This is a genomic window from Nonomuraea sp. NPDC050451, from assembly GCF_044458585.1.
In genome coordinates this window covers 89,028-114,779 of the sequence record NZ_JBITHZ010000004.1, presented here as the reverse complement: position 1 = coordinate 114,779, position 25,752 = coordinate 89,028, and the positions used below count along the sequence as shown (strand labels likewise).

The 25,752-nt window shown below is 70.5% G+C and carries 27 protein-coding genes; 9 read left to right on the top strand and 18 right to left on the bottom strand.

The features are described 5' to 3' along the window. Positions 1 to 58 precede the first annotated feature (58 nt). Genes ACIBI9_RS15530 through ACIBI9_RS15505 form a run of 6 tightly spaced genes read right to left on the bottom strand, consistent with a single transcriptional unit; the run spans position 59 to position 5,789 of the window. On the bottom strand, positions 59 to 904 hold the full coding sequence (locus ACIBI9_RS15530) for a phosphotransferase family protein (RefSeq protein WP_397222720.1): 846 nt from the start codon (positions 902 to 904) through the stop codon (positions 59 to 61). Positions 905 to 924: 20 nt separating this feature from the next. Next, positions 925 to 1,842, bottom strand: coding sequence for a carbohydrate ABC transporter permease (locus ACIBI9_RS15525; protein WP_397222718.1), 918 nt, complete (start codon positions 1,840 to 1,842; stop codon positions 925 to 927). Further along, the gene (locus ACIBI9_RS15520; protein ID WP_397222717.1) at positions 1,842 to 2,753 is read right to left on the bottom strand and encodes a carbohydrate ABC transporter permease; all 912 of its coding nucleotides are present in this window, start codon (positions 2,751 to 2,753) and stop codon (positions 1,842 to 1,844) included. The genes ACIBI9_RS15525 and ACIBI9_RS15520 overlap by 1 nt, the downstream gene beginning before the upstream one ends. Further along, a complete protein-coding gene (ngcE, locus tag ACIBI9_RS15515) occupies positions 2,753 to 4,165 on the bottom strand; it encodes an N-acetylglucosamine/diacetylchitobiose ABC transporter substrate-binding protein (protein WP_397222716.1) in 1,413 nt (470 codons plus the stop codon). Before ngcE ends, ACIBI9_RS15520 begins: the two co-directional genes overlap by 1 nt. Before the next feature lie 19 nt (positions 4,166 to 4,184). Continuing rightward, the gene (locus ACIBI9_RS15510) at positions 4,185 to 4,919 is read right to left on the bottom strand and encodes a sugar isomerase domain-containing protein (protein WP_397222715.1); all 735 of its coding nucleotides are present in this window, start codon (positions 4,917 to 4,919) and stop codon (positions 4,185 to 4,187) included. Continuing rightward, positions 4,920 to 5,789: a MurR/RpiR family transcriptional regulator gene (locus tag ACIBI9_RS15505; RefSeq protein ID WP_397222714.1), complete on the bottom strand. Its 870-nt coding sequence runs from the start codon at positions 5,787 to 5,789 to the stop codon at positions 4,920 to 4,922. Between the two features lie 79 nt (positions 5,790 to 5,868). Here ACIBI9_RS15505 and ACIBI9_RS15500 point away from each other — a divergent pair, with 79 nt between their 5' ends. After that, positions 5,869 to 6,819: an N-acetylglucosamine kinase gene (locus ACIBI9_RS15500; RefSeq protein ID WP_397222713.1), complete on the top strand. Its 951-nt coding sequence runs from the start codon at positions 5,869 to 5,871 to the stop codon at positions 6,817 to 6,819. Here ACIBI9_RS15500 and ACIBI9_RS15495 read toward each other — a convergent pair. The 6 genes from ACIBI9_RS15495 to ACIBI9_RS15470 all read right to left on the bottom strand — a co-directional run bounded on the left by ACIBI9_RS15495 (position 6,809) and on the right by ACIBI9_RS15470 (position 12,817). Beyond that, positions 6,809 to 7,627, bottom strand: coding sequence for a carbohydrate ABC transporter permease (locus tag ACIBI9_RS15495; RefSeq protein ID WP_397222712.1), 819 nt, complete (start codon positions 7,625 to 7,627; stop codon positions 6,809 to 6,811). The two genes, ACIBI9_RS15500 and ACIBI9_RS15495, sit on opposite strands and share 11 nt — an antisense overlap. Continuing rightward, positions 7,624 to 8,502 carry a carbohydrate ABC transporter permease gene (locus ACIBI9_RS15490; protein WP_397222711.1) on the bottom strand — a complete coding sequence of 293 codons (879 nt, stop codon included), beginning with the start codon at positions 8,500 to 8,502 and terminating at the stop codon, positions 7,624 to 7,626. Before ACIBI9_RS15490 ends, ACIBI9_RS15495 begins: the two co-directional genes overlap by 4 nt. Further along, entirely contained in the window at positions 8,503 to 9,750 is a 1,248-nt protein-coding gene (locus tag ACIBI9_RS15485; protein WP_397222710.1) for an extracellular solute-binding protein, read from the bottom strand. An 11-nt stretch (positions 9,751 to 9,761) separates the two neighbouring features. Next, positions 9,762 to 11,123: a cellulose binding domain-containing protein gene (locus ACIBI9_RS15480; protein WP_397222709.1), complete on the bottom strand. Its 1,362-nt coding sequence runs from the start codon at positions 11,121 to 11,123 to the stop codon at positions 9,762 to 9,764. Positions 11,124 to 11,201: 78 nt separating this feature from the next. Next, positions 11,202 to 11,951 (bottom strand): sugar isomerase domain-containing protein, encoded by a 750-nt coding sequence (locus ACIBI9_RS15475; RefSeq protein ID WP_397222707.1) that lies wholly within the window; start codon positions 11,949 to 11,951, stop codon positions 11,202 to 11,204. Then, on the bottom strand, positions 11,948 to 12,817 hold the full coding sequence (locus tag ACIBI9_RS15470; RefSeq protein ID WP_397222706.1) for a MurR/RpiR family transcriptional regulator: 870 nt from the start codon (positions 12,815 to 12,817) through the stop codon (positions 11,948 to 11,950). Before ACIBI9_RS15470 ends, ACIBI9_RS15475 begins: the two co-directional genes overlap by 4 nt. Positions 12,818 to 12,877: 60 nt before the next feature. On the opposite strand from ACIBI9_RS15470, the gene ACIBI9_RS15465 reads away from it, so the two are divergent. Further along, positions 12,878 to 13,876 carry an N-acetylglucosamine kinase gene (locus ACIBI9_RS15465; protein ID WP_397222705.1) on the top strand — a complete coding sequence of 333 codons (999 nt, stop codon included), beginning with the start codon at positions 12,878 to 12,880 and terminating at the stop codon, positions 13,874 to 13,876. Between the two features lie 6 nt (positions 13,877 to 13,882). On the opposite strand, the gene ACIBI9_RS15460 is transcribed toward ACIBI9_RS15465, so the two are convergent. The 3 genes from ACIBI9_RS15460 to ACIBI9_RS15450 all read right to left on the bottom strand — a co-directional run bounded on the left by ACIBI9_RS15460 (position 13,883) and on the right by ACIBI9_RS15450 (position 16,468). Continuing rightward, positions 13,883 to 14,779, bottom strand: coding sequence for a hypothetical protein (locus ACIBI9_RS15460; protein ID WP_397222704.1), 897 nt, complete (start codon positions 14,777 to 14,779; stop codon positions 13,883 to 13,885). Beyond that, entirely contained in the window at positions 14,776 to 15,309 is a 534-nt protein-coding gene (locus tag ACIBI9_RS15455; protein WP_397222703.1) for an RNA polymerase sigma factor, read from the bottom strand. The genes ACIBI9_RS15460 and ACIBI9_RS15455 overlap by 4 nt, the downstream gene beginning before the upstream one ends. Positions 15,310 to 15,397: 88 nt before the next feature. Beyond that, positions 15,398 to 16,468 (bottom strand): thiolase C-terminal domain-containing protein, encoded by a 1,071-nt coding sequence (locus ACIBI9_RS15450; protein WP_397222701.1) that lies wholly within the window; start codon positions 16,466 to 16,468, stop codon positions 15,398 to 15,400. 202 nt (positions 16,469 to 16,670) lie between these two features. On the opposite strand from ACIBI9_RS15450, the gene ACIBI9_RS15445 reads away from it, so the two are divergent. Further along, complete coding sequence (locus ACIBI9_RS15445) at positions 16,671 to 17,519, top strand: LysR family transcriptional regulator (RefSeq protein ID WP_397222700.1); 849 nt, start codon at positions 16,671 to 16,673, stop codon at positions 17,517 to 17,519. 15 nt (positions 17,520 to 17,534) lie between these two features. Next, positions 17,535 to 18,155, top strand: a complete 621-nt coding sequence (locus ACIBI9_RS15440) for a MerR family transcriptional regulator (RefSeq protein ID WP_397222699.1) — start codon at positions 17,535 to 17,537, stop codon at positions 18,153 to 18,155. Here ACIBI9_RS15440 and ACIBI9_RS15435 read toward each other — a convergent pair. Next, the gene (locus ACIBI9_RS15435; protein ID WP_397222698.1) at positions 18,152 to 19,039 is read right to left on the bottom strand and encodes a hypothetical protein; all 888 of its coding nucleotides are present in this window, start codon (positions 19,037 to 19,039) and stop codon (positions 18,152 to 18,154) included. The two genes, ACIBI9_RS15440 and ACIBI9_RS15435, sit on opposite strands and share 4 nt — an antisense overlap. A gap of 77 nt (positions 19,040 to 19,116) precedes the next feature. On the opposite strand from ACIBI9_RS15435, the gene ACIBI9_RS15430 reads away from it, so the two are divergent. After that, positions 19,117 to 19,530: a TIGR03668 family PPOX class F420-dependent oxidoreductase gene (locus ACIBI9_RS15430; RefSeq protein ID WP_397222697.1), complete on the top strand. Its 414-nt coding sequence runs from the start codon at positions 19,117 to 19,119 to the stop codon at positions 19,528 to 19,530. On the opposite strand, the gene ACIBI9_RS15425 is transcribed toward ACIBI9_RS15430, so the two are convergent. Continuing rightward, complete coding sequence (locus tag ACIBI9_RS15425) at positions 19,520 to 20,194, bottom strand: ThuA domain-containing protein (RefSeq protein ID WP_397222696.1); 675 nt, start codon at positions 20,192 to 20,194, stop codon at positions 19,520 to 19,522. The two genes, ACIBI9_RS15430 and ACIBI9_RS15425, sit on opposite strands and share 11 nt — an antisense overlap. 100 nt (positions 20,195 to 20,294) lie before the next feature. Between ACIBI9_RS15425 and ACIBI9_RS15420 the strand changes: the two genes are divergently transcribed. Continuing rightward, positions 20,295 to 21,149: an RNA polymerase sigma-70 factor gene (locus tag ACIBI9_RS15420; protein ID WP_397223306.1), complete on the top strand. Its 855-nt coding sequence runs from the start codon at positions 20,295 to 20,297 to the stop codon at positions 21,147 to 21,149. Between the two features lie 50 nt (positions 21,150 to 21,199). Beyond that, a complete protein-coding gene (locus ACIBI9_RS15415) occupies positions 21,200 to 21,961 on the top strand; it encodes an SDR family oxidoreductase (RefSeq protein ID WP_397222695.1) in 762 nt (253 codons plus the stop codon). A gap of 6 nt (positions 21,962 to 21,967) precedes the next feature. Here the strand turns inward: ACIBI9_RS15415 and ACIBI9_RS15410 are convergent, their stop codons facing one another. Beyond that, positions 21,968 to 22,540 (bottom strand): TetR/AcrR family transcriptional regulator, encoded by a 573-nt coding sequence (locus tag ACIBI9_RS15410; RefSeq protein ID WP_397222694.1) that lies wholly within the window; start codon positions 22,538 to 22,540, stop codon positions 21,968 to 21,970. Between the two features lie 78 nt (positions 22,541 to 22,618). Between ACIBI9_RS15410 and ACIBI9_RS15405 the strand changes: the two genes are divergently transcribed. Beyond that, positions 22,619 to 24,268 carry an FAD-dependent oxidoreductase gene (locus ACIBI9_RS15405; protein ID WP_397222693.1) on the top strand — a complete coding sequence of 550 codons (1,650 nt, stop codon included), beginning with the start codon at positions 22,619 to 22,621 and terminating at the stop codon, positions 24,266 to 24,268. Next, on the top strand, positions 24,265 to 25,695 hold the full coding sequence (locus ACIBI9_RS15400) for an ATP-binding protein (protein WP_397222692.1): 1,431 nt from the start codon (positions 24,265 to 24,267) through the stop codon (positions 25,693 to 25,695). Before ACIBI9_RS15405 ends, ACIBI9_RS15400 begins: the two co-directional genes overlap by 4 nt. The last annotated feature ends 57 nt before the right edge of the window (positions 25,696 to 25,752 follow it).

Genomic DNA, 25,752 nt, shown 5'->3' with positions numbered 1-25,752 from the left:
GGCGGGCTCCAGCAGGCCCACCACCCAGTAGGGCAACGGGTGGGTGGCCCCGCGTGACCTACCCGAATGTCCAGGACAGGTGGCTCAGGGCGGCATCGGCGTAGTGGTGGGGGCCTGTGCTCAGGCCGTACGCCAGGTCCTCGATGAGGGCGCATCTCGCGTGGAAAAGCACCCGGGCGCGGTCCGCCTCGTCGAGGGCGAAAGCGTAGTGCGACACCGTCAGCTCGAAGACCTCCGGCCCCAGGTCGCGGTAGATCAGGGCGAAGTCGTGGGCCGGGTCGGTGATGGCGGCGTCGGTCCAGTCGATGACGCCGGTGATCGTGCCGGCGGCCGCGTCCGCCAGCAGGTGCTCGGCGCCCAGGTCGTTGTGGCAGAAGCGGAGCTCGCCGGGCTCGTCCGGCGGCGGCTCCCGGAGGAAGCGCTCCACCAGGTGGCGCTGTCCCTCCGGGACGTGGGCCTCGACGTCGCGGTAGTCGAGCTCGGCGTCCTGGAGGAGGGTCGGCGCCGGGTAGGCGTCCAGCGGCGCGAGGTCGCGCATCCTGGCGGGCGCGGCGCCGTGCAGGGCGCTGAGGAACTCGCCCAGGGGCTGCGCCAGGAGCCGGGGGTCGGCCACGGGGTGCCGGTTGAGGGGCTCGCCCGGGAGCTTGCTGTACGCGATCACCCCCGACTCGTCGTCGGCGAAGACCACCTCGGGGACCGGCAGCGGGGACAACTCCCTGACGGCCGCCAGGCGGGCGACCTCCTGGCGGTTCTCCTCGGGGGTCGTCGCCTTGTTACGCCGTACCAGTAATTCGTTGTTGACCTCGTACACCGTGTTGTCGAGGCCCTGGCCCAGCCGATCGATGGAGCGCACCCGATAGTCGGGGAGATGGCGGGCCAGCAGCGCGCGGATTTCGCCAGTCACACCCGCAGCCTAAGCCCCCGCTACTTGAGGGCTCCAGATGTCAGGCCGCTCTGGATCTGGCGCTGGAAGACCGTGTAGACCACCAGCATCGGCAGGATCGCCAGGGTCAGGGCGGCGAAGAGGGCGGACCAGTCCTGGTCGTATCCGGCGGCGGTGGAGATGTCGGCGATGCCCATGGTGAGAACCCACTTGTCGCGCTCCTGCAGCAGCACCAGTGGCAGCTGGTACTGGTTCCACTGGCCCAGGATGTTGAAGATCGTGATGCTGATGATGCCCGGTCGCGCCATCGGCAGCATGATCTGGAAGAAGACGCGGGTGTGCGACGCGCCGTCCACCATCGCGGCCTCCCCCACCGCCGTGGGCAGCGTGCGGAAGAACGCCGACAGGAAGAAGACCGTGAACGGCATCGAGTACGCGATGTACACCAGCACCAGGCCCGCGTGCGTGTTCAGGCCGATGAAGGGGCCGATCAGCGGCACGTTGCCCATGTTCTGGACGACGAAGAAGAGCGGGGTCAGGGCCAGGTAGACGGGAAAGGCCAGGCCCGAGACGAAGAGCAGGTAGATCGCCCGGTTGCCGCGAAAGGGATAGCGCGCCAGCACGTACGCCGCCATCGACCCGATAAGCATCGTCCCGAACGTGCTGAACGACACCACGATGATGCTGTTGAGCATGTACTGCCCGATGTGCGCCTGATCCCAGGCCCTGGCGAAGTTGTCCCAGTGCAGCGTGGCCGGCAGCGACCACGCGTCACCGAAGATCTCGTCCTCGCTCTTGACCGAGGCCAGGAACGTCCACAGGATCGGCACGATCACCAGCAGCGTCCAGACCAGCAGCGCGACATGCGTCAGCACGCCCATCGGGCCGAGCCGGCGCCTGCGCTCCTGGCGGGCGAGCTTCCGGGAGGTGGCCGCCGTCCAGGAGACCATCGTTGTCATCAGTACTCGATTCGTTCGCGCCGCGTGAGGCGCAGCGAGAGGATCGCGAAGCCGACGGTGAAGAAGAACATGATCACGCCCAGCGCCGAGGCGTAGCCGAAGCGGAAGTACTGGAACGCGTTGCGGTAGATCTCGGCGGCCATGACCGTGGTCGACCAGTCGGGCCCGCCGTGCTGGTCGGTCATCACCCAGACGATCGCGAACACGTCCAGCGCCAGGATCCCCAGATAGACCCAGGCCACCTGTACGGTGTCCCAGAGCAGCGGCAGCGTGATGCGGAAGAACAGGCTCACCCGGCCGGCCCCGTCGATCTGCGCGGCCTCGAACATGTCCCTGGGGATGGAGGCCAGGCCGGCGGAGAAGAGCACCACGTAGAAGCCGACCGCCTGCCACACCATGACGCCCAGCACCGACCAGAACGCCACGTCGGGATCGGACAGGAAGCCGATCGGCTTGACCCCGAGCGCCATCAGCGGGCCGTTCAGCATGCCGCTGCCGTCCGGCCGGAACACCTGCTGGAACAGCACCGCCACCACCGCGACGGCCAGGACCTGCGGGAAGAAGAACACCACGCGGTAGAACTTCGACCCGCGGATCCCCGCCGTGCCCTGCGCCCCGCCCACGTTGAGCAGGAAGGAGAAGAACAGGGCGATGATGATCGTGATCAGCGGGAGCAGCACGAGCAGCGCGCCGTTGTGCGTGACGGCCTTCCAGAACGTGCCGTCGCTGAAGAGCCGCTTGAAGTTGTCCAGGCCGATGAACGTCGGCGTGGCCGTCACGCCGCGCCAGTCGGTCATCGCGATGTAGAACGCCTGGATGTACGGCGAGATCACATAGACCAGATAGAGGATCACCGGGGCTGCCAGGAACGAGGTGATGAACAGCCCGCGGCGATACCTGTTGAAGATCATCAGCGCTTGTACTTCTTGATCGAGGAGTCGTTCTTGATCTCGTCGGCCTTCTTCTGCAGGCGCTCGAGGTAGGCGTCCGGCTTGAGCCCGCCGGTCATCAGCTCGCCGGTGGCGGCGATGGCCTCGTCCTTGAGCTGGGCGTACCAGGTCTGCCAGCGGTAGTAGACGACGTTCGTGCCCGCGGCGGCGAACGCCTTGGTCGCGCTCTCGGCGCCCGGCGACAGCTTCCGCCCCTCGCCCGCGCCCTTGACCACGGAGACCGTCTTGACCATCTCGCTGAAGTCGCCCGCCGCCTTCTTCGACAGCATGGCCCGCAGGTACTCCATGCCGCCCTGCGGGTTGGGGGACTTGGAGGGCACGATGAAGTTCTCGCTCGGCTGGCTGTGCAGGGTGCCGTACGGCAGCTTGTCCGAGCTGCCGAAGTCGGGGATCGGGAACATCCCGTACTCGAAGTCGGCCGGGGTGGTCGTCTTCTGCTCGTTCTCCAGCCAGGAGCCGGAGGGCAGCATGGCGACCTTGTACTTGTTCTGGGCCGTCTGGGTCTGCACGTGGTCGAGGCCGGCGGTGCCCTCCATGAGGTACTTGGCGCCGATCTCGGCCCAGGCGGTGGCCGAGGTCTTCATGGCGTCGGTCTTCCAGGCGCCGTCCTCGAGGTTGTCGATGTTGACGAGCACCTCGGCGCCGCCGATCTTGGCGGCCATGGTGAGCAGCGGCTCGTACAGGTACTGGGGGAACTTCCCGGCATAGGTGAAAGGCGCCATCTTGCCGGACTTCTTGATGGTCTCGCAGAGCTTGAGGAACTCGTCCCAGGTCTTCGGGGCCTCCCAGCCGTTGTCGCGGAAGGCTTTCTGCGAGTACCAGATGCCGAAGATGTAGTTCACGTAGCCGAGCACGCTGAAGGTGCCGTCGTACGTGCCGAGGTCGATGACGGCCTGGTCGATGGTGTCGCGGACCTTGGTGTTCGGGTCGTCCCAGCTGGGCGCGTCGAGCAGCGGGGTGAGGTCCTGGAGCTGGCCGTCCTGGGCGAGCGCGCCGAAGTCCATGGCGTTGGCGCCGGAGTTGTCGATCACGTCCGGCGGGTTGCCGCCGGCGAAGCGCGGCTGGAGGACCTTGGTGATCTCCTTGGTCGCGTTGTGCTTGATCTCGACGTTCGGGTGCTTGGCCTTGAAGAGCGGCTGGTGGATGTTCTTCGCGTAGTCCTGGCCGAAGCCGCCGTCGAAGATCCACACCTCCAGCGGCTTGTTGTCCGCCATGCCGAACGGATTGGCCGCGCTGGTCGCGACCGGCGCCGCCGAGGACGACGCGGTGGGCTTGGCGGCGGGCGTGGCGCAGGCGGCCAGCGCCCCTGCCACGGGTACGAGTGCGGCGCCGCGAAGGAGCTCACGCCGGCTGATATGGGGGGTGTTGGGCATATGACTGCTCCTGACTTGTCTATGATCCGCGTCGGATCCGGCCTGCGTAGCGGCTCTCCAGGGCCTTGTTGTGCTCGTCGCCGCCGGTCACGTTGACCGACATGTAGATCGGGGGCGTCTCGCCCATGGCCACGAGCTCGTCCACCGCCTGGGTGACCACCATCTGCGCGAGCAGCGCCGAGGTGACCGTGGACACGGCTCCGTACGTGCCGCCGCCGGGCAGCTCGAGGATGGCGTCGCCGTACGGCGCCCCGTTGTCCAGCACGACGTCGGCCAGGTCGAGCAGCTTGCGGCCCGACGGGTGGCGCGAGGTCATCTGAGTGCTGTGCTTGACCGAGGTGAGCGCGATCAGCGGGTGCCCGCGCTCCTTGACGAGCGTGGCCAGCTCGACGACCGTGCCGTTCACGCCGGAGCTGGAGATCAGCACGAACACGTCCTGCGGCGCCACCGGCACCAGGCCGTAGATCTCGTGCGCGATGGCCGGGTCGCGCTCCAGCTCGGGGGTCAGCACGCTCGCCGGGTGACCCCCGTACAGGACGAGGTCCCTGGGCGAGAGGCGGTTGCTGGGGACGAGGCCGCCGGCCCGTCCGGCGATCTCCATGGCGATGGCCTCGGAGTGCCCCGAGCCGAACGCGTTGACCACGCCGCCCGCCCGGATCGAGGCCACGACCAGCGCGGCCGCCTCCCGCACCGGCTCGGCCTGGCTCTCCGTGACCTGGCGGGCCAGATCGAGGACCTCGGTTGCGTACGTCATTCAGCCTCTCTCCACCCGGTGGCTCTCCACGGCGCTGATCGTGCGCTCGAACGCCTCGTTGGTGCGCTCGTAGGTGCGCTGGGCCACCGCCACGTACACGGCGTCCAGCACGAACAGCTGCGAGTGGACGGCGGCCAGCCCGCCGAGCCTGAACGTGGTCTCCCTGCTGGCCGTGGTCAGCACCAGCTCGGCCAGCTCGGCCAGCGGCGAGCGGGCGAAGGAGGTGACCGCGACCGTCAGCGCGCCGTGGCTGCCGGCCTCGGCCAGCGCCTCCATGACCTCGCGGGTGCGGCCCCGGTGGCTGATGCCGATGGCCACGTCGCCGGCCTTGAGCAGGGCCGCCTCCGACAGGGCCACGTGCGCGTCGCCGGCGCTCCAGCCGGGGACGCCGATGCGGCGCAGCCGGCCCTCGAACATGGCGGCGACGTTGCCGCTGGTGGAGACGCCGACCAGGAGCACGCGCGGCGCGGCCACGATCGCGTCGGCCACCTTGGCGACGACGTCGAGGTCGAGCTGCGCCGCGGTGTCCTGGATGAGCCTGGCGTCGGCGGCGGCCATCACCTCGATGGCCGAGTCGAGCGGGTCGTCGGGGCCGATCTCGTGGCCGACGCCCGCTCCCCAGCCCGCCTGCGCGGCCCGTCCGGTCTCGGTGGCGAGCGCGACGCGCAGCTCCGCGTACCCCGAGAAGCCGAAAGCCCGGCAGAACCTCGTCACGGTCGCCGGCGAGCTGCCGGCGCGCTCGGCGAGCGCGATGATGGTCGAGCGCGCGGCCTCGGCCGGATCGCCGAGAATCACCTCGCCGACCCTGCGCAAAGCTTCCGGCAAACCGGGTAGTTCTGTTTCGACGCGCCCAAGCGCTCCTGAAGTCACGAATATTCCTTCCGAATACCCGGTCTTCTGGCGAAAATTATTCTTGCTTCCGGTCCGCGTCAACCCCCAGACTCGGACCGTGACTGAATCGCTAGTGGTCGGTGTCGACGCCGGAGCCACGTCCACGCGGGTCGCCGTCCACGCGCTCGACGGCACCCGGGTCGGCTACGCGCGGGCCGGCGCGGGCAATCCCACTGCTCACGGGCTGGACAAGGCGGTGTCCAACGTGGCCGCCGCGCTCGGCGATGCGCTGGGGACGCACGACGGCCGGCGGGTCGTCGCCTCGCTGACCGGCGTGGCGGGGCAAGTGGCGGAGATGGTGCCCGAACTGGCGAAGGTCTGGGCCGATCACGGCATCGCGGAGGGGCCGCGCTACATGGGCGACACGCCTATCGCCTACGCCGCGGGCTCGCCGGAGCCCGATGGCTCGCTGCTGCTGTCGGGCACGGGGGCGGTGGCGGCCAGGATCGTGGGCTTCCGGCTCGACGCCATCGCCGACGGGCTGGGCTGGCTGCTGGGTGACGAGGGGTCGGGCTTCTGGATCGGCCGCCAAGCCGTCAAGGCGGTGGTCGGCGCCCTCGACCGCGGCGCGCCGCCCACCGGTGCGCTGGCCGAGCTCGTGGTGGAGCACTTCCTCGGCGACGAGCGGCCCGCCGCGCCGCGTGCCGTCGCCGATCGCATCGTACGGCTGGCGCAGGCCGACCACATGCGCCTGGCCGCGCTGTCCTCCCTGGTCAGCCGGGCCGCCGCGGCAGGCGACGAGACAGCGCTGAAGATCACGCAGGATGCCGCCGACTGTCTGGTCGCCACCCTCGGGCGGGTGCACGTGTCCGGCCCCGTGGTGCTCGCCGGGAGCGTCCTGACCAGCGAGGGTCCGGTACGGCAGGCCGTGGTGGAGCGGCTGGCGGGCAAGAGCGTCTCGACGGCGGGTGACGCGGCGGGCGCGGCGGCCTGGCTGGCGGCCCGCGACCTGCTCGCGGAGGCGGACGCCAAGGCCCTGCACGCCGCGTTCACGGCCGTCAGCCCTTGACGGCCCCCGCCGTCATCCCGGTGCCCACCCGGCGCTGCAGGAACAGGAAGAGCAGCAGCGCGGGCAGCGCGAACAGGCTGGCGGCGGCCATCGTGGCGCCCCAGTCCGTGCCGAAGACGTCGCGGAACGACGACAGCCACACCGGCAGCGTGCGCCTGTCCTGATCCTTGATGATCAGCACGTTCACGAACGCGAACTCGTTCCACGCCGTGATGAACCCGAACAGCGACGTCGCCATCAGCCCGGGCGCCAGCAGCGGGAAGACCACCCGCCGGAAGGCGACCAGCCGGCCGCACCCGTCCACCTGCGCCGCCTCCTCCAGCTCAGGCGGGATCGCGGCCAGGAACCCGCGCAGCGTCACGATCGTGAACGGCAATGTGATCATGAAGTAGACGCCGGTCAGCATGGCCAGCGAGTCCAGCAGCTCGGCGTCCCTGGCGATGATGAACACCGGCACCAGCAGCGCCTCCCACGGCGCCATCTGCGCCGCGAACACCGCGACCACGAACGCCCCTCTTCCCCGCCAGCGCATCCTGGCCACCGCGAACGCCGCCAGCAGCGCTGTCACCAGCGCGACCAGCACCGCGGCCACGGTGACGACGAAGCTGTTGCGCCAGTAGGTCCAGAACCCCGGCGCGTTCACCGCCGTCACGAAGTGCTCGAAGGTCGGGTGCGCCGGCCAGAACGTCGGCGTGGCCGCCTGGATCTCCCTGGTCGGTTTGAACGCGGTCAGGAACATCCAGTAGACCGGGAAGATCGTCATCACGAGCACGACGACCGCGGCCGCGTTGAGCGTCAGCCTCTTCACTGGCGGACCATCCTTCGCAGGTTGCTGACCAGGGCGACGGCGAGGATGACGACGGTGAGCATGGCGACCGCCGAGCCCAGGTCGTACCGGTGCAGCACCCGGGCGATCTTGAACGCGTACACCGGGAGGGTGGTCGTCGCGCCGTCCGGGCCGCCCTGGCTGAGCACCCAGATCTGAGGGAAGCACTTGGCCACCCAGATCACCTCCAGCGAGGCGACCAGGGCGAACAGCTGCCGCAGCATCGGCAGGGTGACCTTCCAGAAGACCTGCCGGCCGGTGCCGCCGTCGATCCGGGCGGACTCGTACAGCTCCACCGGGATGGTGGTCAGCCCGGCGTAGAGGGTGAGCGCGGCGAACGGCACCGACTGCCACACCACGAGTACCACGAGCACGGCGAACGTGGCCGTGCCGTCGGCGAACCAGGTGTAGCCGCGGAAGGAGTCGAACCCGAGCGCGACCAGCAGCCAGTTCACCACGCCGAGCTCCGACTGGAACAGCCACTGGAACACCGTCGTGGCCGCGATGATCGGGGTGGCCCAGGCCAGGGCGAGGGCGCTCATCAGGGCCAGGCGCAGGCCGCGGCGCAGGCGGGCGAGCATCAGCGCCACACCTGTGGACAGGACCACGATCAGCACCACGTTGATCGCGGTCCACCCCAGCGTGCGCCACAGCACCTGCCAGAACTCCGCGCCGGCCAGCAGCTCGGCGTAGTTGTCCAGACCGACGAAGGCCGCGCCGCCCCTGATCAGCTCCCCCATGCGGAAGTGCTGGAAGGAGATCACCGCGGCCTTGAGCATCGGGTAGAGCAGGAGGAAGGCCCCGCCCGCCACCGTGGGCGCGATGAGCAGGTAGGGCCACAGGCTCCTGGTGCGCATTCAGGACCCGCTGTTCAGGGTCGTGGTGATGGTCTCCGAGACCTTCTTCGCCTCCGTCGCGGGGTCGGCGCCGGTGAGCACGGCGGTCATGTACTGCTTGATCACGGAGGTGGCCTCGACGGCGGCCCAGTTGGGGGTGTTCGGGGTGGCGCGGCCGCCCGCGGCGGCCTTCGCCATGGCCGCGGTGCCCTCGTCGCCGGACAGCACGCCGGCCAGCGAGGTACGGTTCGGCACGAAGCTCATCGCCTTGGCCAGCTCGGTCTGGAACTGCTCGCCCGCCAGGGCCTTGACCAGCTCGTACGCCGCCTCCTGGCGCTTGGACGCGGCCGGGATGATCAGGTCGGAGCCCCCCGTGAAGACGGCGCCGGGTTTGTCGGCCGTCTTGCCCGGGAGGGGGAAGAAGCCCATCTTGCCCTTGAGCTTGTCGTCCACCTCCAGGACGCGGGCGGCGATGCCGGGGACGGCGATGATCTGGGCCACCTTGCCCTGGGCGAACACCTCGTGCTGGGGCGGGTTGGCCTCGTCGGCGTCCTTGGGGCCCTTGCCGAGGGCCTGGAGGCGCTTGTAGAAGTCCATGCCGGCCAGGGCCTGCGGGGTGTCGAGGGCGCCCTTCCACTTGCCGCCCTCCTGGACGGCGAGGTCGCCGCCCTCGTCCCAGATGAAGCCGGCCAGGGCGTACCAGGTCTGCCCGGTCAGGTAGATGCCCTCGTTTCCGCCTTTATTTAGCTTTGCGGTGATATTTAGCCATTCGTCCCGGGTTTTCGGCGGCTCCGTGATGCCTGCCTTGGCGTACAGGTCCTTGTTGTAGACGACCACGCGGTTGGCGGCGTACCAGGGGATGCCGTACTGCTTGCCGTCGATGTTGCCCGGCTGGGCCAGGCCCGGGAGCCAGTCCTCGCCCTTGAGCTCGGCGACCTTGCCGGTCAGGTCCGTGACGCCGCCGCTGGCCGAGTACTGGGCGACCTGGGTGTTGCCCACCTCGATCACGTCGGGGGCGTCGGTGCTGGCCAGGGCCGCGGTGACGCGCTCGCCGATGCCGTCCCACGCCTGGATCTGGATGTCGAGGTCCACGCCCTTGTGCGCCGCCTCGTACTCGGTCTCGAACTTCTTCAGCAGGTCCTGCGTGACGCTGCCGTCCATGATCCAGACGGTCAGCTTGGCGGGGCCCGCGGACGTCTTGGGCTCCTCGGCGGCGCCGCACGCGGCCACCGCGAAGATGGCCGCCAGGGCCAGGATGCGCTTCTTCATGGCGGTCCTTGTCACGGGTTGGGGACGGTGTCCGTGAAGGAGGTGCCGGCGGCGCGCAGGGAGGCGACGCGGGCGGTGACGTCGGCGGGCGGGACGACCTCGTTCTTGCTGTGGTAGAGCCAGTCCACCTGCTGCCGGTACGTACGCGTCCCCGTGGCGCCCTGGAGATCGATGAACCACTGGTTGAACATGATCCACATGGGCGTCTCGGGATAGTAGATGTCACCGTGGTCGGCGAACAGGCGGCCGTCCACGTAGTACTTGATCCGGCCGCCGGAGACCTGGATCACGAGGTCGTGCCAGCCGGCGAAGCTCGCGCGCTCCTCGGTGTGGGTGTTGACGGCCTGCCAGGGGTCGGCCTGGTAGGTCTCCCAGCTGGTGGTGTAGAGGATGTTGGACGGCTCGCCCCAGCCGCCGTTCGGCAGGTACTCGAAGTCGAGCTCGCCGTAGTCGGGGTCCAGGTTGTAGCGCAGCGGGGTGATGGTGAAGAACGTCTGCACCACGTGCTCGCCGTCGGGACCACTGGCCGGGGCGTCGCTGAAGCGGACGCGGGCGGCGTAGGTGCCCTCGAAGAACTTGCGGTTCGCGGTGGACAGCTCGGTCTGCACGGTGCCGGCGGCGGTGCCGTTCGTGGTGGAGTCGAGCGTCAGCAGGCCGCCGGGGAACGAGACCGCCGAGGGCGACCAGGTTGCGCCGGGCACGCCGGGGCCTCCGGAACTGGAGCGCACCGTCCAGCCGCGCTGGGCGAGGAGCGGGTCGCTCGACCCCGAGTACGTGAAGTCGTCGAACAGCACGCCCGCCGAGCCCGTCGGGGGAACCGTGGGAGTGGGAGTGGGAGTGGGGGTGGGCTCGGTGCCGTTCGGCCGGCCCCACGCGAGCTGGCCGTTGACGTGGACGGTGACCTTGTCCCAGTTCGTGTAGGCGGTGTTGGGCCCGTAGGAGTAGTCGTCGCTCTGCGTGAACGTCTGCCAGTCCGCGCGGTAGAAGCGCAGCTGCATGTCGCCGGTGTTCGCGCCGGGGGCCAGAGCGCCGGAGGCGAAGCCGACCTCCAGGTACTGGTCGGCGCCCGACTGGCGGACGAACTGCCCGGTCACCGTCGAGCAGCCCACCACGGCCCAGGAGCAGGCGAAGCGGTAGGTCTCCGTGCCGGTCAGGTAGTAGCGGATCTTGACCTGGTTGAGCGGGATCGTGGTGGTGCCGTCGTTGAAGAGCTGGAACCAGGGCTCGGCCTGGGCGGTGCTCGCGCCGGGAGCGCTGGTGCGGTACTGGAGGCGTACGGACTGCTGGGCGCTGGCCGGGGCGACCAGGGCCACGACGACGAGGACGAGAGGGAGGGCTAAGGAGAGGACAACTTTTCCGATATTTCGGTACATGGGGGGTTCTCCTTGCGAGGTGCGGCCCCAGATTTCGGGCATGCCGAACAGAGCTCGTGGGGGCTTCTGGTGTGGCGCTCAGGCGCCGCGCCGGATGCGACCGGCGTACAGCGCCTCCAGCTTGAGGTTGTGGGCGTCGCCCTCGGGGACGTTGGCCGACAGGTAGACCGGCGGCACCTCGCCCGCTTCGAGAAGGTTGCGTACGGTCTGGGCCACGACGAGCTGGGCCAGCAGCGCCGAGGTGATGGTGGAGACGGCTCCGACGCAGGCGCCCCCGTCGGGCAGGGGGAGCACGGCGTCGCCGTAGGGCGCGCGGTTGTCCAGGACGACGTCGGCCAGGTCGATGAGCTTGCGGCCCGAGGGGTGGCGGGACGCGACGGCTTCGCCGTGGGCGCGCGAGGTGATCGCGATCAGGTCGTGACCGCGCTGCTTGACGAGCGTGGCCAGCTCGACGACCACGCCGTTGACGCCCGAGTTGGAGATGATGACGAACAGGTCGCCGGGGTGGACGGGCGCCAGGTCGAGGATGGCGCGGGCGATGGACGGGTCGCGTTCGAGGTCGTACCGGTCCAGCTCGGAGCGGGGGGCGCCGCCGTACAGGACGATGTCCCTGAGCGCGAGCTTGCTGGTGGGCACGAGGCCGCCCGCGCGGCCGGCGATCTCCATCGCGACGGCCTCCGAGTGGCCGGAGCCGAACGCCTGGATGACGCCGCCTGCGCTCACCGCCTTGGTGAAGAGGCCGGCTGCTCGGACGATCTCCGGGTCCTCCGGGATCGTCCGGACGAGGTCGGCGATGTGCTGAGCGAATTTTGCTGGATCTACTGTCATAAATCCCCTTCCGGGAGTCGATGTCCGGCCACCGCGCGGACTGTCACGTCGAATGCCTGCCTGGTGCGCTCGTAGGTGCGTTGGGCCACCGACACGTACACGACGTCGAGCACCAGCAGCTGCGAGTGGATCGCGGCGAACCCCTCCGACCTGAAGCTCGTCGCGCGGCTGGCCGTGGTCAGCACCAGCTCGGCCACCTCGGCCAGCGGGGAGCGCGGCTGCGAGGTGACGGCCACGGTGATCGCGCCGTGGCTGCTCGCCTCCGCGAGCACCTCGATGACCTCGCGGGTCCGGCCGCTGTGCGAGATCCCGATCGCCACGTCGCCCTGTCCGAGCAGCGCGGCGTCCGTCAGCGCGCTGTGGGCGTCGGACCTGCTCCAGGTCGGTACGCGCATGCGCTGCAGCCGGTATTCCATCTCGCTGGCCACGGCCGCGCTGCTCGACACGCCGAACAGCAGCACCCGCCCGGCCCTGGCCACCGCCTGGGCGGCCTTCTCCACCACGGCCAGGTCCAGCTGGTCGGCGGTCTCCTGGATCAGGCGGATGTCGTTGCCGGACACGACGCCGAGCACCTTGTCGAGGCTGTCGTCGGGGAGGATCTCCTGGCCGATGTCGGTGTGCCAGGTCTGCTGGGCCTTGCGGCCGGTCTCGGTGGCGACGGCCACGCGCAGCTCGGCGTACCCGGTGAAGCCGAGGGCGCGGCAGAAGCGCGTGATGGTCGCCGTGGACGTCCCGCTCCGCTCGGCCAGGTCGACGATGGTCAGCCGGGCGGCCTCGGCGGGCGCGGCCAGGATCACCTCGGCCACCTTGCGCAGCGCCTCGGGCATGTCGGGCTGCTCGGCCTGGATGCGGTTGAGTAGTTCCACGCGATGAAAATTATGCCCAGACCCTGGCATCGTCAAGGCATTTGGGCAATAATTTTTGACATGCGACAGCTCGTACTCGGGGTTGACGCCGGCGGCACCTCGTCGCGGGCCGCCCTGTTCACGGTGGACGGAGCGCCGGTCGGGCGAGGGCACGCGCCGGGCGCCAACCCGGTGACCCTCGGCATGGACCGGGCCTGCGCGCACCTGACCGCCGCCGTCCAGGAAGCGGCTGCGTCCTCGTTACCGCACGTCAGCGCGGTGGTTGTCGGGCTGGCGGGCAATCCACGGGCGTGCCGGGAGCTGGCCGAGCGCGTCCTGCGCCCGCTCCTCCCCCAGGGGCCGCCGGTACGGGTTGTCGGGGACACCGTGACCGCCTTCGCGGCCGGGACCTCTGCACCGTCGGGCACCGTGCTGATCTCAGGGACGGGGGCGATCGCGGCAAAAATTACCGACCACGAGCAGACGGCGACCGCCGACGGGTACGGATGGCTGCTCGGGGACGAGGGGTCGGGCTTCTGGCTCGGCCACGCCGCCGCCCGCGCCACCATCCGCGCCCTCGCCGCCCCCCAGCCGCCCTCCTCTTGCCCACCTGCCCCGATCCGCCCACCGACTCCAGCCACCGCACTCGCAAAGGGGCACGCCGCAGACGGGCGGCTGGCGGTGCTCGTCGTCCGGCAGTTGCTACCCGAAGGCGTGGGCGAGGATCCGGTCGCGCGGCTGGCGGGGGCGGTGCACGACCGGCCGCCGCTCGCACTCGCCGAGCTGGCGCCCCTCGTCAGCCAGGCCGCCGAGGCGGGCGACCCGGTCGCGCAGGCCCTCGTCGCCGAGGCCGCGGCCCGGCTGGCGAGCACGGCAGCCCAGGTGCACGAGCCGGGCCTGCCCATCGTGCTCGCAGGTGGCGTGCTCACGGCGGAGGGCCCCGTCAAGCGAGCGGTCCACGACCTCCTGGCGGACGCGGTCACGTCGGGCGACGCGGCGAACGGCGCGGCCTGGCTGGCGGCCCGCGACCTGCTCCCGGAGGCCGAGGCGCGGGCCCGGCACGCCGCCTTCACCGCCTGACCCCGGCTACTCGTCCGCGATCTTCGCGTCGCCGTAGACGGGGTTCTTCCGCAGTCGCTCCTTGGTCACCATCAGGCGCACGACGCCGGCCTGCTCCGACTGGACCTCCCAGACCATCCAGTCGTCGCCGACCTTGGCCGACTGCTGCTTCGGGTCCACCCCGTAACCGTCGTTGTCCGGCGCGGGGGTGATGATCTGGAAGACCGCCTTGAGGCCGCGCCGGCGAACCTCGGTCATGACCTCGCCCACGGTCTTCCCGTCGGCGCGGTAGCCCGCCAGCATCTCGCCCTTCTTCATGGCCGAGCGCCAGTTCTGGTACCTCTCCCCCGGCCGCGCCGCCCGCCCCAGCTGGACCGAGGCCCAGCCGGTCCAGCCGCGGGCCACCTCGATGGTCATCGCGCAGCCCGTACTGCCGAAGGCGCAGCCCTCGGGCGTCGTGCTGTTGGTGATGGACTCGCCGTTGGCCGCCAGCCGGCCGCTCAGCCGCATGCCCGTGATCTGACCCACCTGGGTGGGAGACACCGGCACGACCTCCAGGTTCACGTCCAGGCCCACGGCCTTGAAGCCCTGCGTGTACTTGGCGTGGTCGGCGAACGGGTCCTTGATGGTGGCCACGTACATGTCGCCGCGCAGCTCGATGTCGATGGCGGAGTTGGCGTAGGAGGTGGCGGGGCCGCGCGCGCCGAGGACGGCGGGGGCGATCACGGCGGCCGCGGCGAGCCCGGTGACGGCCACGGCGCCCACGACCAGGCGGGCACGCCACCGAGGGGTCCGGCGGCGGGCCGGCTCGGCGGCGGGCTCCTCGGAGGTGATCGAGGACAGGAGCGCCCGCGCCCCCGCGCCGGACGCCTGACCCGCCAGATCCTCGTCGCGGACCCTGGCGAGGTGCTGCAACTCGTTCATGCGGACTCCATGATCAGGTGGTTGACGGTCACGCCCTCCGCGGCCAGCGCCTTGGAGAAGCGCTTGCGCGCCCGGTGGAGCCGGATGCGCACGGCGTTGCGCGAGCAGCCGAGCACGGTGGCGATCTGGGCCCGGTCCAGGCCCTCCCAGGCCACCAGCGAGATCAGCTCCCGGTCGTCCTCGGGCAACTCCCCGAACGCCCGCGCTATCGCGCTCAGTTCGAGGCCGGTCTCGGGCGAGTGGGCGTACAGGTCGGCGAGGTCGGCGTCGAGCTCCATGCTCCGGTGCCGATTCCTGGCCTGGCCGCGGCGGTGGTTGGCCAGCACGTTCCTGGCCACCCCGTACAGCCACAGCCTGGACTCGCCGCCCGGCGGCAGCGCGTCCATCCGTCGCCAGGCGATCGCGAACGTCTCGGCGACCACGTCCGCCGCGTCGTCCGGCGAGTCGCAGCGGCGCATGGCGTAGCCGAGTATGTGCTCGTACGTCTGCTGGTAAACGGCCTCGAACCGGGTTCTCCGGTCGTCATCCACGGGCGGTCCCCATGGTCGGCCTCCTCGGGTCTCGGGATCGGATCACCCCGTACATGTCGGAGGCGCCATCGGCATTTCAGCCGATTTTTCACCGTACGAGCAGGGCCGCGCTCCCGTAGCTGCCGCCGAACCCCGTCACGAGGGCCACCTCACGCCCCTCACGCAGCTCCCTCACTGCCTGGGCCACGTTGTTCAGGCCGTGCACGTAGCCCTCCGAGAGCAGCCCGCCGTGCGGGTTCACCCAGGCGTGGCGGCGCTCCAGCAGGTACGCCCCCAGGTCCCCGCGCTCGACCAGCCCGAAGTCCTCCAGCTGCCGGGGCACGAGCCACGAGTAGGCGTCGTACGGCAGCGCCACGTCCACGTCCGACGGCCGCATGCCGGAGGCCTCCCAGAGCATGGGCGCCACGTACGCCGAGAAGATCGCGGTGACGTCCGGGGCGCGGTCCATCGACGAGCAGCCGGGGCCTCCCCCTCGCACGACCGCCCGGATGCGCGGCCCGTCGAGCACGCCGCTGACCACGAGGGCGCAGGCCCCGTCGGTCTCCTGGCAGCAGTCGACCGTGCGGAGGGGGGTGCTCACGTACGGCCGGGCGAGGTAGTCGGCGAGCTCCAGGGGTTCGCGGCGCAGGGCCCGGGGGTTGGCCTTGGCGTTCTCCCTGGACTGGGCGACGACCGCGTGCAGGTGCTCCTCCGTGAGGCCCGTGTCGTGCAGGTAGCGGGTCGCGGCCAGGGCGAACAGCGGGATCGGGCCCGCCAGCCCGTACGTGAAACGCTCCTGGGGGCCGGTGGAGACGGTGTTCATGCGCTTGCCGGAGCGGCCATTGAGCGCCCGATACACCACGATATTTCGCGCTAAACCGGCGTGTACGAGCATCGCCGCGTCGCCCAGGATCGACGCCGCCTGCGTGCCTCCCCCGGCGATGTCGTTGTGCCACCCGAGCCGCTCGATCCCCAGGGCCCGCGCGACCTGGACGACGGGTGCGGAGTCGTTCAGGTGGTAGCTGAGCATCGCATCCACGTCACGGGGTCCGATGCCCGCGTCCGCGCACGCCGCCCGGCACGCCTCGACCGCCAGCTCCAGCTCGCTCCGCCCGGACTCCCTGGTCAGCGCCGTCATCCCGACCCCGGCCACCGCCGCCAACCCCCCGAACGGCTGCATCCTCGGCCTCCCTCGCTGTGGCCCGGTCCGTAGACGCACGCTAGCCCGCGCCGACCGTCGAGACAAGCGCTTGCTCGGCAACCGCATTCAATCCGGAAATGTCGCCACCAGTGACTAACTGAGTATCTTCACGGGAGGCAGGTCCTCTTGTAATACGGAGGAGTGATCAACCGATAAGCCCATCATCACGCTGAGGTGAGGGATGGATCTACGCTACGTCCGGTACGCGATGGCGATCGCCCGCGCGGGCAGTCTCCGCCGCGCCGCCACCGCGCTGCACATCGCACAGCCCACGCTGTCGGAGCAGCTCAGAGCCCTGGAGAAGGAGATCGGCGTCGAGCTGTTCAGCCGTTCGTCCAGCGGCGTGCAGCTGACCGAGGCGGGCGAGGCCTTCCTGGCCCAGGCCACCGTGGCGGTCGACGCCTTCGACCGCGCCGTGGCCGCCGCCAGGAACAAGGTCACGACCGCGCGCCTGGGCGTGGCCGACGGGCTGGCGGACGTGGTCGCCCGGTTGCTCTCCCAGCTCCAGACCTCCAACCTGCGCGTGGCTCCCATGGGGACGGCCGAGCAGATCGTCTCCATCGCGGACGGCACCCTGCAGGCCGGGCTCGGCTACGCGCCGGGCTCGCTGCCCAGGGGCGTGGCCCGCATGCTGATCCACCGTTTCCCGGTGCGCGCCCTGCTCCACCGCGATCACCCCCTGGCGGCGTACGAGGCGCTGTCGCTGGCGGACCTGGCGGGCGAGCCGCTGGTGATGCCGGAGTCCGACGCGGTGGCCGGGGCCCGCCGCTTCCTGGAGGGCTTCGTACGGCACCGCCTCCACCCCCGCCTCGGCCCAGCCGCCGCCACGCACGACCTGGTCATCAACATGGTGGAGGAGGGCGCGGGCTACGCGCTGTGCGTCCACGAGGGCACCTCGATCCCCGACACGCTCACATTTGTCCCTATAAAGGAGGACGTGCCGCCACTGGAGGTGGTCTTTCTCTGGAACCGCCAGACGGACGTCCACGAGCTCCTCAGTGCGGCCCGGCACCTCGCGCGATCTGGATAGCGCTATTATCTAGCGATGCGCATCTCCGAACTCAGCGCCAAGTCCGGTGTGGCCATCCCGACGATCAAGTACTACCTCCGCGAGTGCCTGCTGCACCAGGGTGAGCAGACAGCCGCGACCAGAGCCGAGTACGACGAGTCCCACCTGCGCAGACTCCGCCTGATCCGAGCCCTGCTCGAAGTGGGCCGGCTCCCCGTCGCCTCGATCAAGAAGATCATCGAGGCCGTCGAGGACGAGTCGCTCCCCATGCACCTGATGCTCGGCACCGCCCACTACGCCCTGAGCGCCGCGGTCGAGCCCGAGCCCGGCGAGGAGTGGCAGCTCGCCCGCGACCAGGTCGACCGCCTCATCGCCGACCAGGGTTGGGACATCTCGCCGACCGCCCCCGCCCGTGACGAGCTGGCCCAGACGATCGTCCGGATGCGCCAGCTCGGCCTGCCCGTCGACCTGAAGCCGTACGTCGAGATCGCGCAGAAGCTCGTCTCCGAGGTCGAGATGAACACCATCCCCTTCGACGGCCCGCGCGACGCCGCCGTGGAGGCCCTGGTGCTCGGCACCGTCCTGTACGGCAAGGCGTTCGAGGCCCTGCGCCGCATGGCCCAGGAGTCGGAGTCGGCCCGCCGCCTGTCCCCCTAGACCAGGCCGTTCTCGCGCAGCAACGCGAGGTTGTTCACGGTGACGGCCCCGCGCCAGTCGAGCGCCCCGGCCGGGGAGATACGCGCGTAGTCCACGTCCCATCCGCCGTCGTCCTTCTGCTCCCCCGCCAGCCGTACGAGGTCCGCCGCGATCACGTCGGGCTCGAAGAGGTCGCGCGCCGGCCGGCCCGGATGAGGCGCGAAGTCGAGCGGCCGCAGCGCCTCGTTCTCGGTGCCGCCCTCGACCGGCACCCGCCCGTCCGCGGGGATGTGCGCGGCGAGCCGCTTGAGCAGGTCGGCCGCCCTGGGCTGGGTGTCGTACACGGCGTCGAGGAAGCGCACCGCGAACGCCAGCACGTACGCGTGCGGCGCCTTGTCGAGCTCCTGGATCGCGTCGAGGCAGTGACGCGTGGCCCGCTCCAGCCACGGGTGCGCGGCGACGGCCGGGTCATGAACCGCGACGCGGTGGGCGGCGGCCGCGGAGATCGAGGTGATCTGCAGGGACGAGGTGTCCGGGTCGCCGCCCGCCCACCAGGGCGCGGTGGCCTCGCCGACGGTGAGCGGCAGCGAGAACGGCAGCCCGCCGTCCGGCAGCGTGACCGAGTCCAGCCAGTCGCACAGCGCCACCGCCCGCGGCGAGGTCGCGGGGGCGACGTTCTCGAACACCTCGAAGGCGTGCAGCGCCGCCCCCGGCTGGCTCTCGGGTGAGCGCAGGTCCGGCTCCAGGCCCCAGCCGTAGCCGCCGTCGGGGTTGCGGTAGGCCTCCAGCGCACCCAGTACGGAGGCCGCGTCGCCGTCGCCGATGAGCAGGTCGTAGCGGCGGCGGTCCAGAACACGGGCGTGCCCGGCGAGGAAGCCGGGGATCGCGGAAAGGTTCACGTTCATGACGTCATCGTGCCCACGTCCGCGACATGCGGTCTTGTAAGTTCCGGACCGGTTCGCCGGAGGTGAGAATGGGGCGCATGGACGGCGAGCGGGCCCGCGCGAGGTTCCGGGGCGAGCGGGTGGCGCGGCTGGCCACGGCGAGCGGCGACGGGACACCTCACCTGGTGCCCGTCACCTTCGCCGTCGTCGCGGACCGGGTGGTGACCGCGATCGATCACAAGCCGAAGACCACCACCGACCTGAGACGGGTGCGCAACATCCGGGAGAACCCGCGGGTCAGCCTGCTGGCCGACCACTACGAGGACGACTGGGCCCGGCTGTGGTGGGCCCGCGCCGACGGCCTGGCCGCGGTCGTGGAGGAGGGGCCGGAGCGCGAGTCGGCGATCGACGCGCTGGCGGCGAAATACGGCCAGTATCGCGAGCACCGGCCTGTCGGCCCCGTGATCCTCGTGGACGTGACCCGCTGGAGCGGCTGGTCGTTCACTCCGTGACGGTGACGGGCCGCTTCAGCAGCCACAGCGCGGCCCGCTGGAGCATCGTGCGGTGCACCTCGTTGTCGTACGACCTGGTGTCGTGGCCCAGCGCGTCGTAGAACACCCGGCCGCGCCGCACCGGCCGCGCCCAGACCAGCGGCTGGCCGTTCGAGGACGCCAGCGGCTCGACGTCCGGCAGGATGTCGAGGTCGCTGTAGACCTCGTCCACCACGTCGAAGTCCCGCAGGCCCTCGACCACCGGGTGATCGCCGTGCACCCGCACGCCCGTCCACCCCAGCGGCGGGTGGTGGGACTTGGGCCAGGTCCAGCAGCCGCCCAGGACGCGCGGCCAGCCCTGCCAGTCGTCGAAGCAGATCGACGCCGAGTGCATGCACAGCAGCCCGCCGCCCCGGTCGAGGTGATCGAGGAGCGTGGTGCGGGCCTGCGCCGGTAAGGCGAAGCGCCACTCGTCACGCAGGTCGGCGAAGCGGTCCTGGCCCATCTGCCAGCGCAGCGCGTTGACGGTGATGAGCTGGACCTCCGACGGCTCGCTCAGCGCGCCCGCGATGTCCTCGGTGATCTCCGACTCGACGCCCACCTCGGCGAGCACTCCGGCGAGTGCGGCCGACGTGGCGGCGAAGTCGTGGAACGGGCCTCCTGACAGGATCAGATTTCTCGCCACCCGCCAAGCTCATCATGCTTACCGCGGCTTTTCCACCCGTGAACTGTCACGTTCCGCGCGGCTGCCCCCGCTTCGGCCCCCTCTGCGGTGACCGGGCATGATGCCAACCGTGGACTTCGAGGAGCACCGCCCCATGCTGCTCGGGCTGGCCTACCGCCTGCTCGGCAGCATGTGGGACGCCGAGGACGTCGTGCAGGAGGCCTGGCTGCGCTGGCAGGGCATCGACCGGAGCGAGATCAAGGAGCCGCGCGCCTTCCTGGTGACCGTGGTCTCGCGGCTGGCGCTCGACCAGCTGCGCTCGGCCCGGGTCAAGCGCGAGGCGTACACGGGGCCGTGGCTGCCCGAACCGGTGATGACGTCGGACGCGGGGCCGCTGGACACGGCCGAGCTGCGTGACACCGTCTCGTACGCGACGCTGCACATGATGGAGCGGCTGTCGCCGCCGGAGCGGGCGGTGTTCGTGCTGCGGGAGGCGTTCGAGCTCCCGTACGACGAGATCGCGGAGATCGTCGGCACCTCCGCGGCCAACGCCAGGCAGCTGCACCGCCGGGCCTCCGTCCGGCTCGCCGAAGGGCGCGACAGGTTCCGCCCGTCGATCGAGGACCACACCAAGCTGCTGACGAAGTTCATGGACGCGGCGGCGGGCGGCGACCTGGCGGCGCTCACCGAGCTGCTGCACGAGGACGTCGTGTCCTACAACGACGGCGGCGGCAGGGTCAGGGCCGCGCTGCGGCCGATCCTCGGGCGCCACAAGGTGGCGGCCTTCCTCAACGGCCTGCTCAGCCGGTACGACTTCTCCGACACCCGGCTGATCGAGCTCAACGGCCAGCCGGCCCTCTGGACCCGGGTCGCGGGCAACCGCCAGGTCGTGCTGATCGACGTCCGCGACGGCCTCATCACACGCATCTACGGCCTGCTCAACCCTGACAAGCTCACCCACGTCACCCCTGGCTGAGCGCGGCGGTGCCGCTCGGGCCATGGCCCGCACGATCTATAGTCGCCCCTATGGATCTCGGCATCTCGGGCAAGGTCGCCCTCGTCACCGGAGGCAGCGCGGGCATCGGGCTCGCCGCCGCCAAGAGCCTCGCGCGGGAGGGCTGCGACGTCTGCGTCTCCGCCCGCAACCCGGAGCGGCTCGCGGAGGCGGTCGTGCAGTTGCAGGAGTACGGCAAGGTCGTGCACGCCGTGCTGGCCGACGTGGAGGACCCGGGCGCGGCCCGGCGGGTGGTCGAGGAGACGCGTGACGTGCTCGGCCCGATCGACATCCTGGTGGCCAGCTCCGGCGGGCCGCCGTCCGGCCGCTTCGACGAGACGAGCCTGGCCGACTGGGACGTCGCCGTCCAGCGCAACCTGCTCGGCACCGTACGCCTGATGTATGCGGTCCTGCCCGACATGCGCTCGCGCGGCTGGGGCCGCATCGTCACGATCACCAGCAGGTCGGCCCGCGAGGCACTGGACGGCCTGGCGCTGTCCAACGCCACCCGCTCGGCCGTGGCCGGCGTCGTGCGCACGCTGGCCCGCGAGGTCGCCCGCGACGGCGTGCTGGTCAACAACGTGATGCCGGGCCCGATCGACACCGATCGGCTGCGGTCGCTGGCAGGCGACGAGGAGGGGCTGGCCCGGCGGGGCGAGGCGGTGCCGATCGGGCGCGTCGGCAGCCCGGAGGAGGTCGGTGACGTGGTGGCGTTCCTGGCCAGCGAGCGGGCCTCGTTCGTGAACGGGATCTCGATGCTGGTGGACGGCGGCGAGAGCCGCGTCATCGCGTAACGGGCGTCACTTCCGCACCAGCGTGCGCGCGATCGCGGCGGCCCAGGTCTCGTCCGCCTCCGGGAGCTCGATGTAGTACGACAGGTTGGCCCGGTGGAAGCAGGCGCCCATCAGCATCGACGCGGCTGCGTCGGCGTCGATCCCCTCGTCGAGCCGGCCGCCGCGCTGCTCGGCCCGGAGGATCTCGGCCAGCGCCCGGATCGGCAGGTGCGGGCCCATGTCGTTGGCGACCAGCATGCCCCTGAACCCCGCCATGAGCGACGGGTCGGCCAGCAGGCCGGAGGCGATGATCGCGGCCTTGGTGTAGAACTCCAGCGCCATCAGCGCGAACTCGGTGAGGTTGCCGGCCAGGTCGCCCTGCCCGGTGCTCTCCCGCAGCCGCTCCAGCGCGGGGCCGAGCGCGGGCAGCCGCTCCAGCAGGACCGCGAGGAACAGCGCCTCTTTGCCGGCGAAGTGCTTGTAGAGCAGCGCCTCGGAACAACCGGCCTGCTGGGCGATACGCTTGGTGGTGGCACCCGCGATGCCGAACTCCCGAATCGCCTGCTCGGCGGCGTCGATGATGCGATCGCGTGTACGCATCCGACCATGATATGAGCGAGTGCTCACTGACTCCCCCGCACATAACATGCTTCCTGTAGGGACGAGTGGGGAGAAGACATGGACAAGCCGGTCATCGTTACTGTTGATGACGATCCGGGCGTCTCGCGGGCGGTGGCCCGGGACCTGAGACGTCGCTACGGCCAGGAATACCGGATTGTCCGCGCCGAGGCGGCTCGGGACGGCATCGAGGCCGTCCGGGAGATGCGGCTGCGGGGCGACGAGGTGGCGGCGATCCTGGCCGACTACCGCATGCCGCAGATGAACGGCGTGGAGTTCCTCGAGGCCGCCATGGACATGTATCCGTACGCGCGCAGGGTGTTGCTGACCGCCTATGCCGACACCGACGCCGCGATCCAGGCGATCAACGTGGTGGACCTGGACCATTACCTGCTCAAGCCGTGGGACCCGCCGGAGGAGAAGTTCTACCCGGTGATCGACGGCCAGCTCGACGCCTGGATGCGCACGGACCGGGTGGAGCGGTCCGAGCTGCGTGTGGTGGGTGACCGGTGGTCGGCGCAGTCGTACAAGGTGCGTGATTTCCTGGCCCGCAACCATGTGCCGTACCGGTGGATGTTGTCGGAGGACCCTGAGGGCGCGCAGCTGGTGAAGGCGGCCGGCGAGGGCTGCCACCTGCCGCTCGTGGTGACCGCCGAGGGCACCACCCTGGAGTCGCCCGACCAGGCCACGCTGGCGGCGGCGGTGGGCCTGTCGACCACGCCGGCCACCGACTTCTACGACCTGATCGTGGTGGGCGGCGGCCCTGCCGGGCTCGGCGCGGCCGTCTACGGCGCCTCTGAGGGGCTGAAGACCGTGCTGGTCGAGGCCTACTCCTCGGGCGGCCAGGCGGGGCAGAGCTCCAGGATCGAGAACTATCTGGGCTTCCCCGACGGCGTCTCCGGGCAGCAGCTCGCGGACCGGGCGCGCAGGCAGGCGCTGAAGTTCGGGGCGGAGCTGCTGACCGCGCGCAAGGTCGTCTCGCTGGAGCCGCGCGGGCAGGCACGCGTGATCGGCTTCAAGGACGGCGGGGAGATCGCCGCGCACGCGGTGATCCTCGCGACCGGCGTCACCTACCGCCGGCTGGACGCGCCGGGGCTCGACGAGTTCACCGGCCGCGGCGTCTTCTACGGCGCCGCCCTGACCGAGGCGCCGTCCTGCCAGGACACCGACGTGTACATCGTGGGCGCGGCCAACTCGGCCGGGCAGGCGGCCGTCTACCTGTCGGGATTCGCGAGCAAGGTCAATTTGTTGGTGAGGGGTGACGGTTTGGAGAAGTCCATGTCGCACTACCTCATCGAGCAGATCGCCGCTATCCCCAACATCGAGGTGCACCTCCAGACGGAGGTCGTCGGTGGCGAAGGCGACGACCACCTGGAGCGGCTGACGCTCTCGACCAAGGGCGAGCAGCGCACGGTCGACGCGCAGTGGCTGTTCGTGTTCATCGGGGCCGAGCCTTACACGTCGTGGCTGGGCGAGACGGTCGAGCGCGACGAGAAGGGGTTCGTGCTGACCGGGCCCGACCTGGTGCAGGGCGGGAAGCGGCCGCGTAAATGGCCGCTGCGGCGCGAGCCGTACTTCCTGGAGACGAACGTGCCCGGGGTGCTGGCCGCGGGTGACGTACGCGCCGACTCGATCAAGAGAGTGGCCTCCGCCGTCGGCGAGGGCGCGATGGCCGTCGCGCTCGTGCATCGCTACTTGGAGAAGCAATGACCAACATCGACATCGACGAACTGCGCAAACTCTTCCTCTTCGAGCGGCTGAACGACGAGCAGCTCACCAAGCTGGCCAACAGCGGGCAGGTGCGCACGTTCGGCCAGGACGAGGTGATCCTCCAGCAGGGCGACCCGGCCGAGTGCTTCGCGGTGCTGCTCGATGGCGAGATCCAGATGATCAGCGAGACGGTCAGCGCCGGGACCGTGGCGATGCCCCGTGCGTCGCAGCCCGGCGTCTACGGCGGCGCCACCAGCGCCTACCTCGGCGACCGGGCGCCGCAGACCTACCAGCACACGCTGCGGACGACCGCGCCGACGCGGATGTTCATGCTGCCGGCCAAGAAGTTCGCCTACATCGTGGCCGAGTGGTTCCCGATGGCGATGCACCTGCTCGACGGCATGCTGTCGGGCGGGCGGATGCAGCGGGAGATCATCGACCGGCGGCAGCGGCTGACCGCGCTCGGCACGATCACGGCCGGGCTCACGCACGAGCTGAACAACCCGGCCGCCGCGGCGGTGCGCGCCGCGAGCGAGCTGCGCTCGCTGATCAAGACCTCGCGGCTCCAGCTCGCCCAGCTCGCCGAGGAGGGCATCCCGCCGGAGAAGCTGCGCACGCTGATCGAGTGGCAGGAGTCCTGCACCGCCGCCCTGGGCAAGATGCCCCAGCGCAGCCCGCTGGAGATGTCCGACGCCGAGGACGAGCTGGGCGACGCGCTGGACGAGCTGGGCGTCGAGGACGCGTGGGACCTGGCTCCCGCGCTGGTCACCGCCGGGTTCACGCCCGAGGCGCTGGAGAAGATCCGCGGCAAGGTGGGCGAGGACCGCGCTCCCGCCGCGGTGCAGTGGCTGGCCAAGGCGATCGAGATCTCCCAGATGCTCAACGAGGTGACCGAGGCCACCGAGCGCATCACGTCGCTGATCAGCTCGGCCAAGCAGTACTCGCAGATGGACCGGGCGCCGTTCCAGCAGGCCGACGTGCACGACCTGCTCGACAGCACGGTCGCGATCTTCCGCGGCAAGATCCCCCCGGGCATCACCGTGGTCACCGACTACGACCGCACGCTGCCCCCCATCCCCTGCTACGCGGGCGAGCTCAACCAGGTCTGGACGAACCTCATCCACAACGCGCTCGACGCGATGGGCGACCAGGGCACGCTCACCATCCGCACGGCGCACGACGAGGACGAGGCCATCGTCGAGATCGGCGACACCGGGCCCGGCGTGCCCGAGGCGATCAAGGACCGGATCTTCGAGCCGTTCTTCACGACGAAGAGCGTGGGTCAGGGCACCGGTCTCGGCCTGGACATCTCGTACCGGATCGTGGCCGGGCGGCACAGCGGGGAGATCAAGGTGCGCTCGGTTCCGGGCGAGACCTGGTTCGAGGTACGGCTGCCGCTCCGGGAGCCGGTCGCCGCCGTCTCTTGACCTGACTCTTGTCAGGACGCTTCCTTACCGCGTGTAATGGTTGACCGAAATGCGGGA

Coding starts and splice junctions, on each gene's coding strand:
- ACIBI9_RS15435 (WP_397222698.1), bottom strand. CDS start 19,039: ATGAACGTGAACCTTTCCGCGATCCCCGGCTTCCTCGCCGGGCACGCC.
- ACIBI9_RS15430 (WP_397222697.1), top strand. CDS start 19,117: ATGGACGGCGAGCGGGCCCGCGCGAGGTTCCGGGGCGAGCGGGTGGCG.
- ACIBI9_RS15410 (WP_397222694.1), bottom strand. CDS start 22,540: ATGCGTACACGCGATCGCATCATCGACGCCGCCGAGCAGGCGATTCGG.
- ACIBI9_RS15475 (WP_397222707.1), bottom strand. CDS start 11,951: ATGACAGTAGATCCAGCAAAATTCGCTCAGCACATCGCCGACCTCGTC.
- ACIBI9_RS15400 (WP_397222692.1), top strand. CDS start 24,265: ATGACCAACATCGACATCGACGAACTGCGCAAACTCTTCCTCTTCGAG.
- ACIBI9_RS15405 (WP_397222693.1), top strand. CDS start 22,619: ATGGACAAGCCGGTCATCGTTACTGTTGATGACGATCCGGGCGTCTCG.
- ACIBI9_RS15415 (WP_397222695.1), top strand. CDS start 21,200: ATGGATCTCGGCATCTCGGGCAAGGTCGCCCTCGTCACCGGAGGCAGC.
- ACIBI9_RS15445 (WP_397222700.1), top strand. CDS start 16,671: ATGGATCTACGCTACGTCCGGTACGCGATGGCGATCGCCCGCGCGGGC.
- ACIBI9_RS15440 (WP_397222699.1), top strand. CDS start 17,535: ATGCGCATCTCCGAACTCAGCGCCAAGTCCGGTGTGGCCATCCCGACG.
- ngcE (WP_397222716.1), bottom strand. CDS start 4,165: ATGCCCAACACCCCCCATATCAGCCGGCGTGAGCTCCTTCGCGGCGCC.
- ACIBI9_RS15460 (WP_397222704.1), bottom strand. CDS start 14,779: ATGAACGAGTTGCAGCACCTCGCCAGGGTCCGCGACGAGGATCTGGCG.
- ACIBI9_RS15420 (WP_397223306.1), top strand. CDS start 20,295: ATGCCAACCGTGGACTTCGAGGAGCACCGCCCCATGCTGCTCGGGCTG.
- ACIBI9_RS15520 (WP_397222717.1), bottom strand. CDS start 2,753: ATGATCTTCAACAGGTATCGCCGCGGGCTGTTCATCACCTCGTTCCTG.
- ACIBI9_RS15510 (WP_397222715.1), bottom strand. CDS start 4,919: ATGACGTACGCAACCGAGGTCCTCGATCTGGCCCGCCAGGTCACGGAG.
- ACIBI9_RS15525 (WP_397222718.1), bottom strand. CDS start 1,842: ATGACAACGATGGTCTCCTGGACGGCGGCCACCTCCCGGAAGCTCGCC.
- ACIBI9_RS15450 (WP_397222701.1), bottom strand. CDS start 16,468: ATGCAGCCGTTCGGGGGGTTGGCGGCGGTGGCCGGGGTCGGGATGACG.
- ACIBI9_RS15490 (WP_397222711.1), bottom strand. CDS start 8,502: ATGCGCACCAGGAGCCTGTGGCCCTACCTGCTCATCGCGCCCACGGTG.
- ACIBI9_RS15480 (WP_397222709.1), bottom strand. CDS start 11,123: ATGTACCGAAATATCGGAAAAGTTGTCCTCTCCTTAGCCCTCCCTCTC.
- ACIBI9_RS15485 (WP_397222710.1), bottom strand. CDS start 9,750: ATGAAGAAGCGCATCCTGGCCCTGGCGGCCATCTTCGCGGTGGCCGCG.
- ACIBI9_RS15465 (WP_397222705.1), top strand. CDS start 12,878: ATGCGACAGCTCGTACTCGGGGTTGACGCCGGCGGCACCTCGTCGCGG.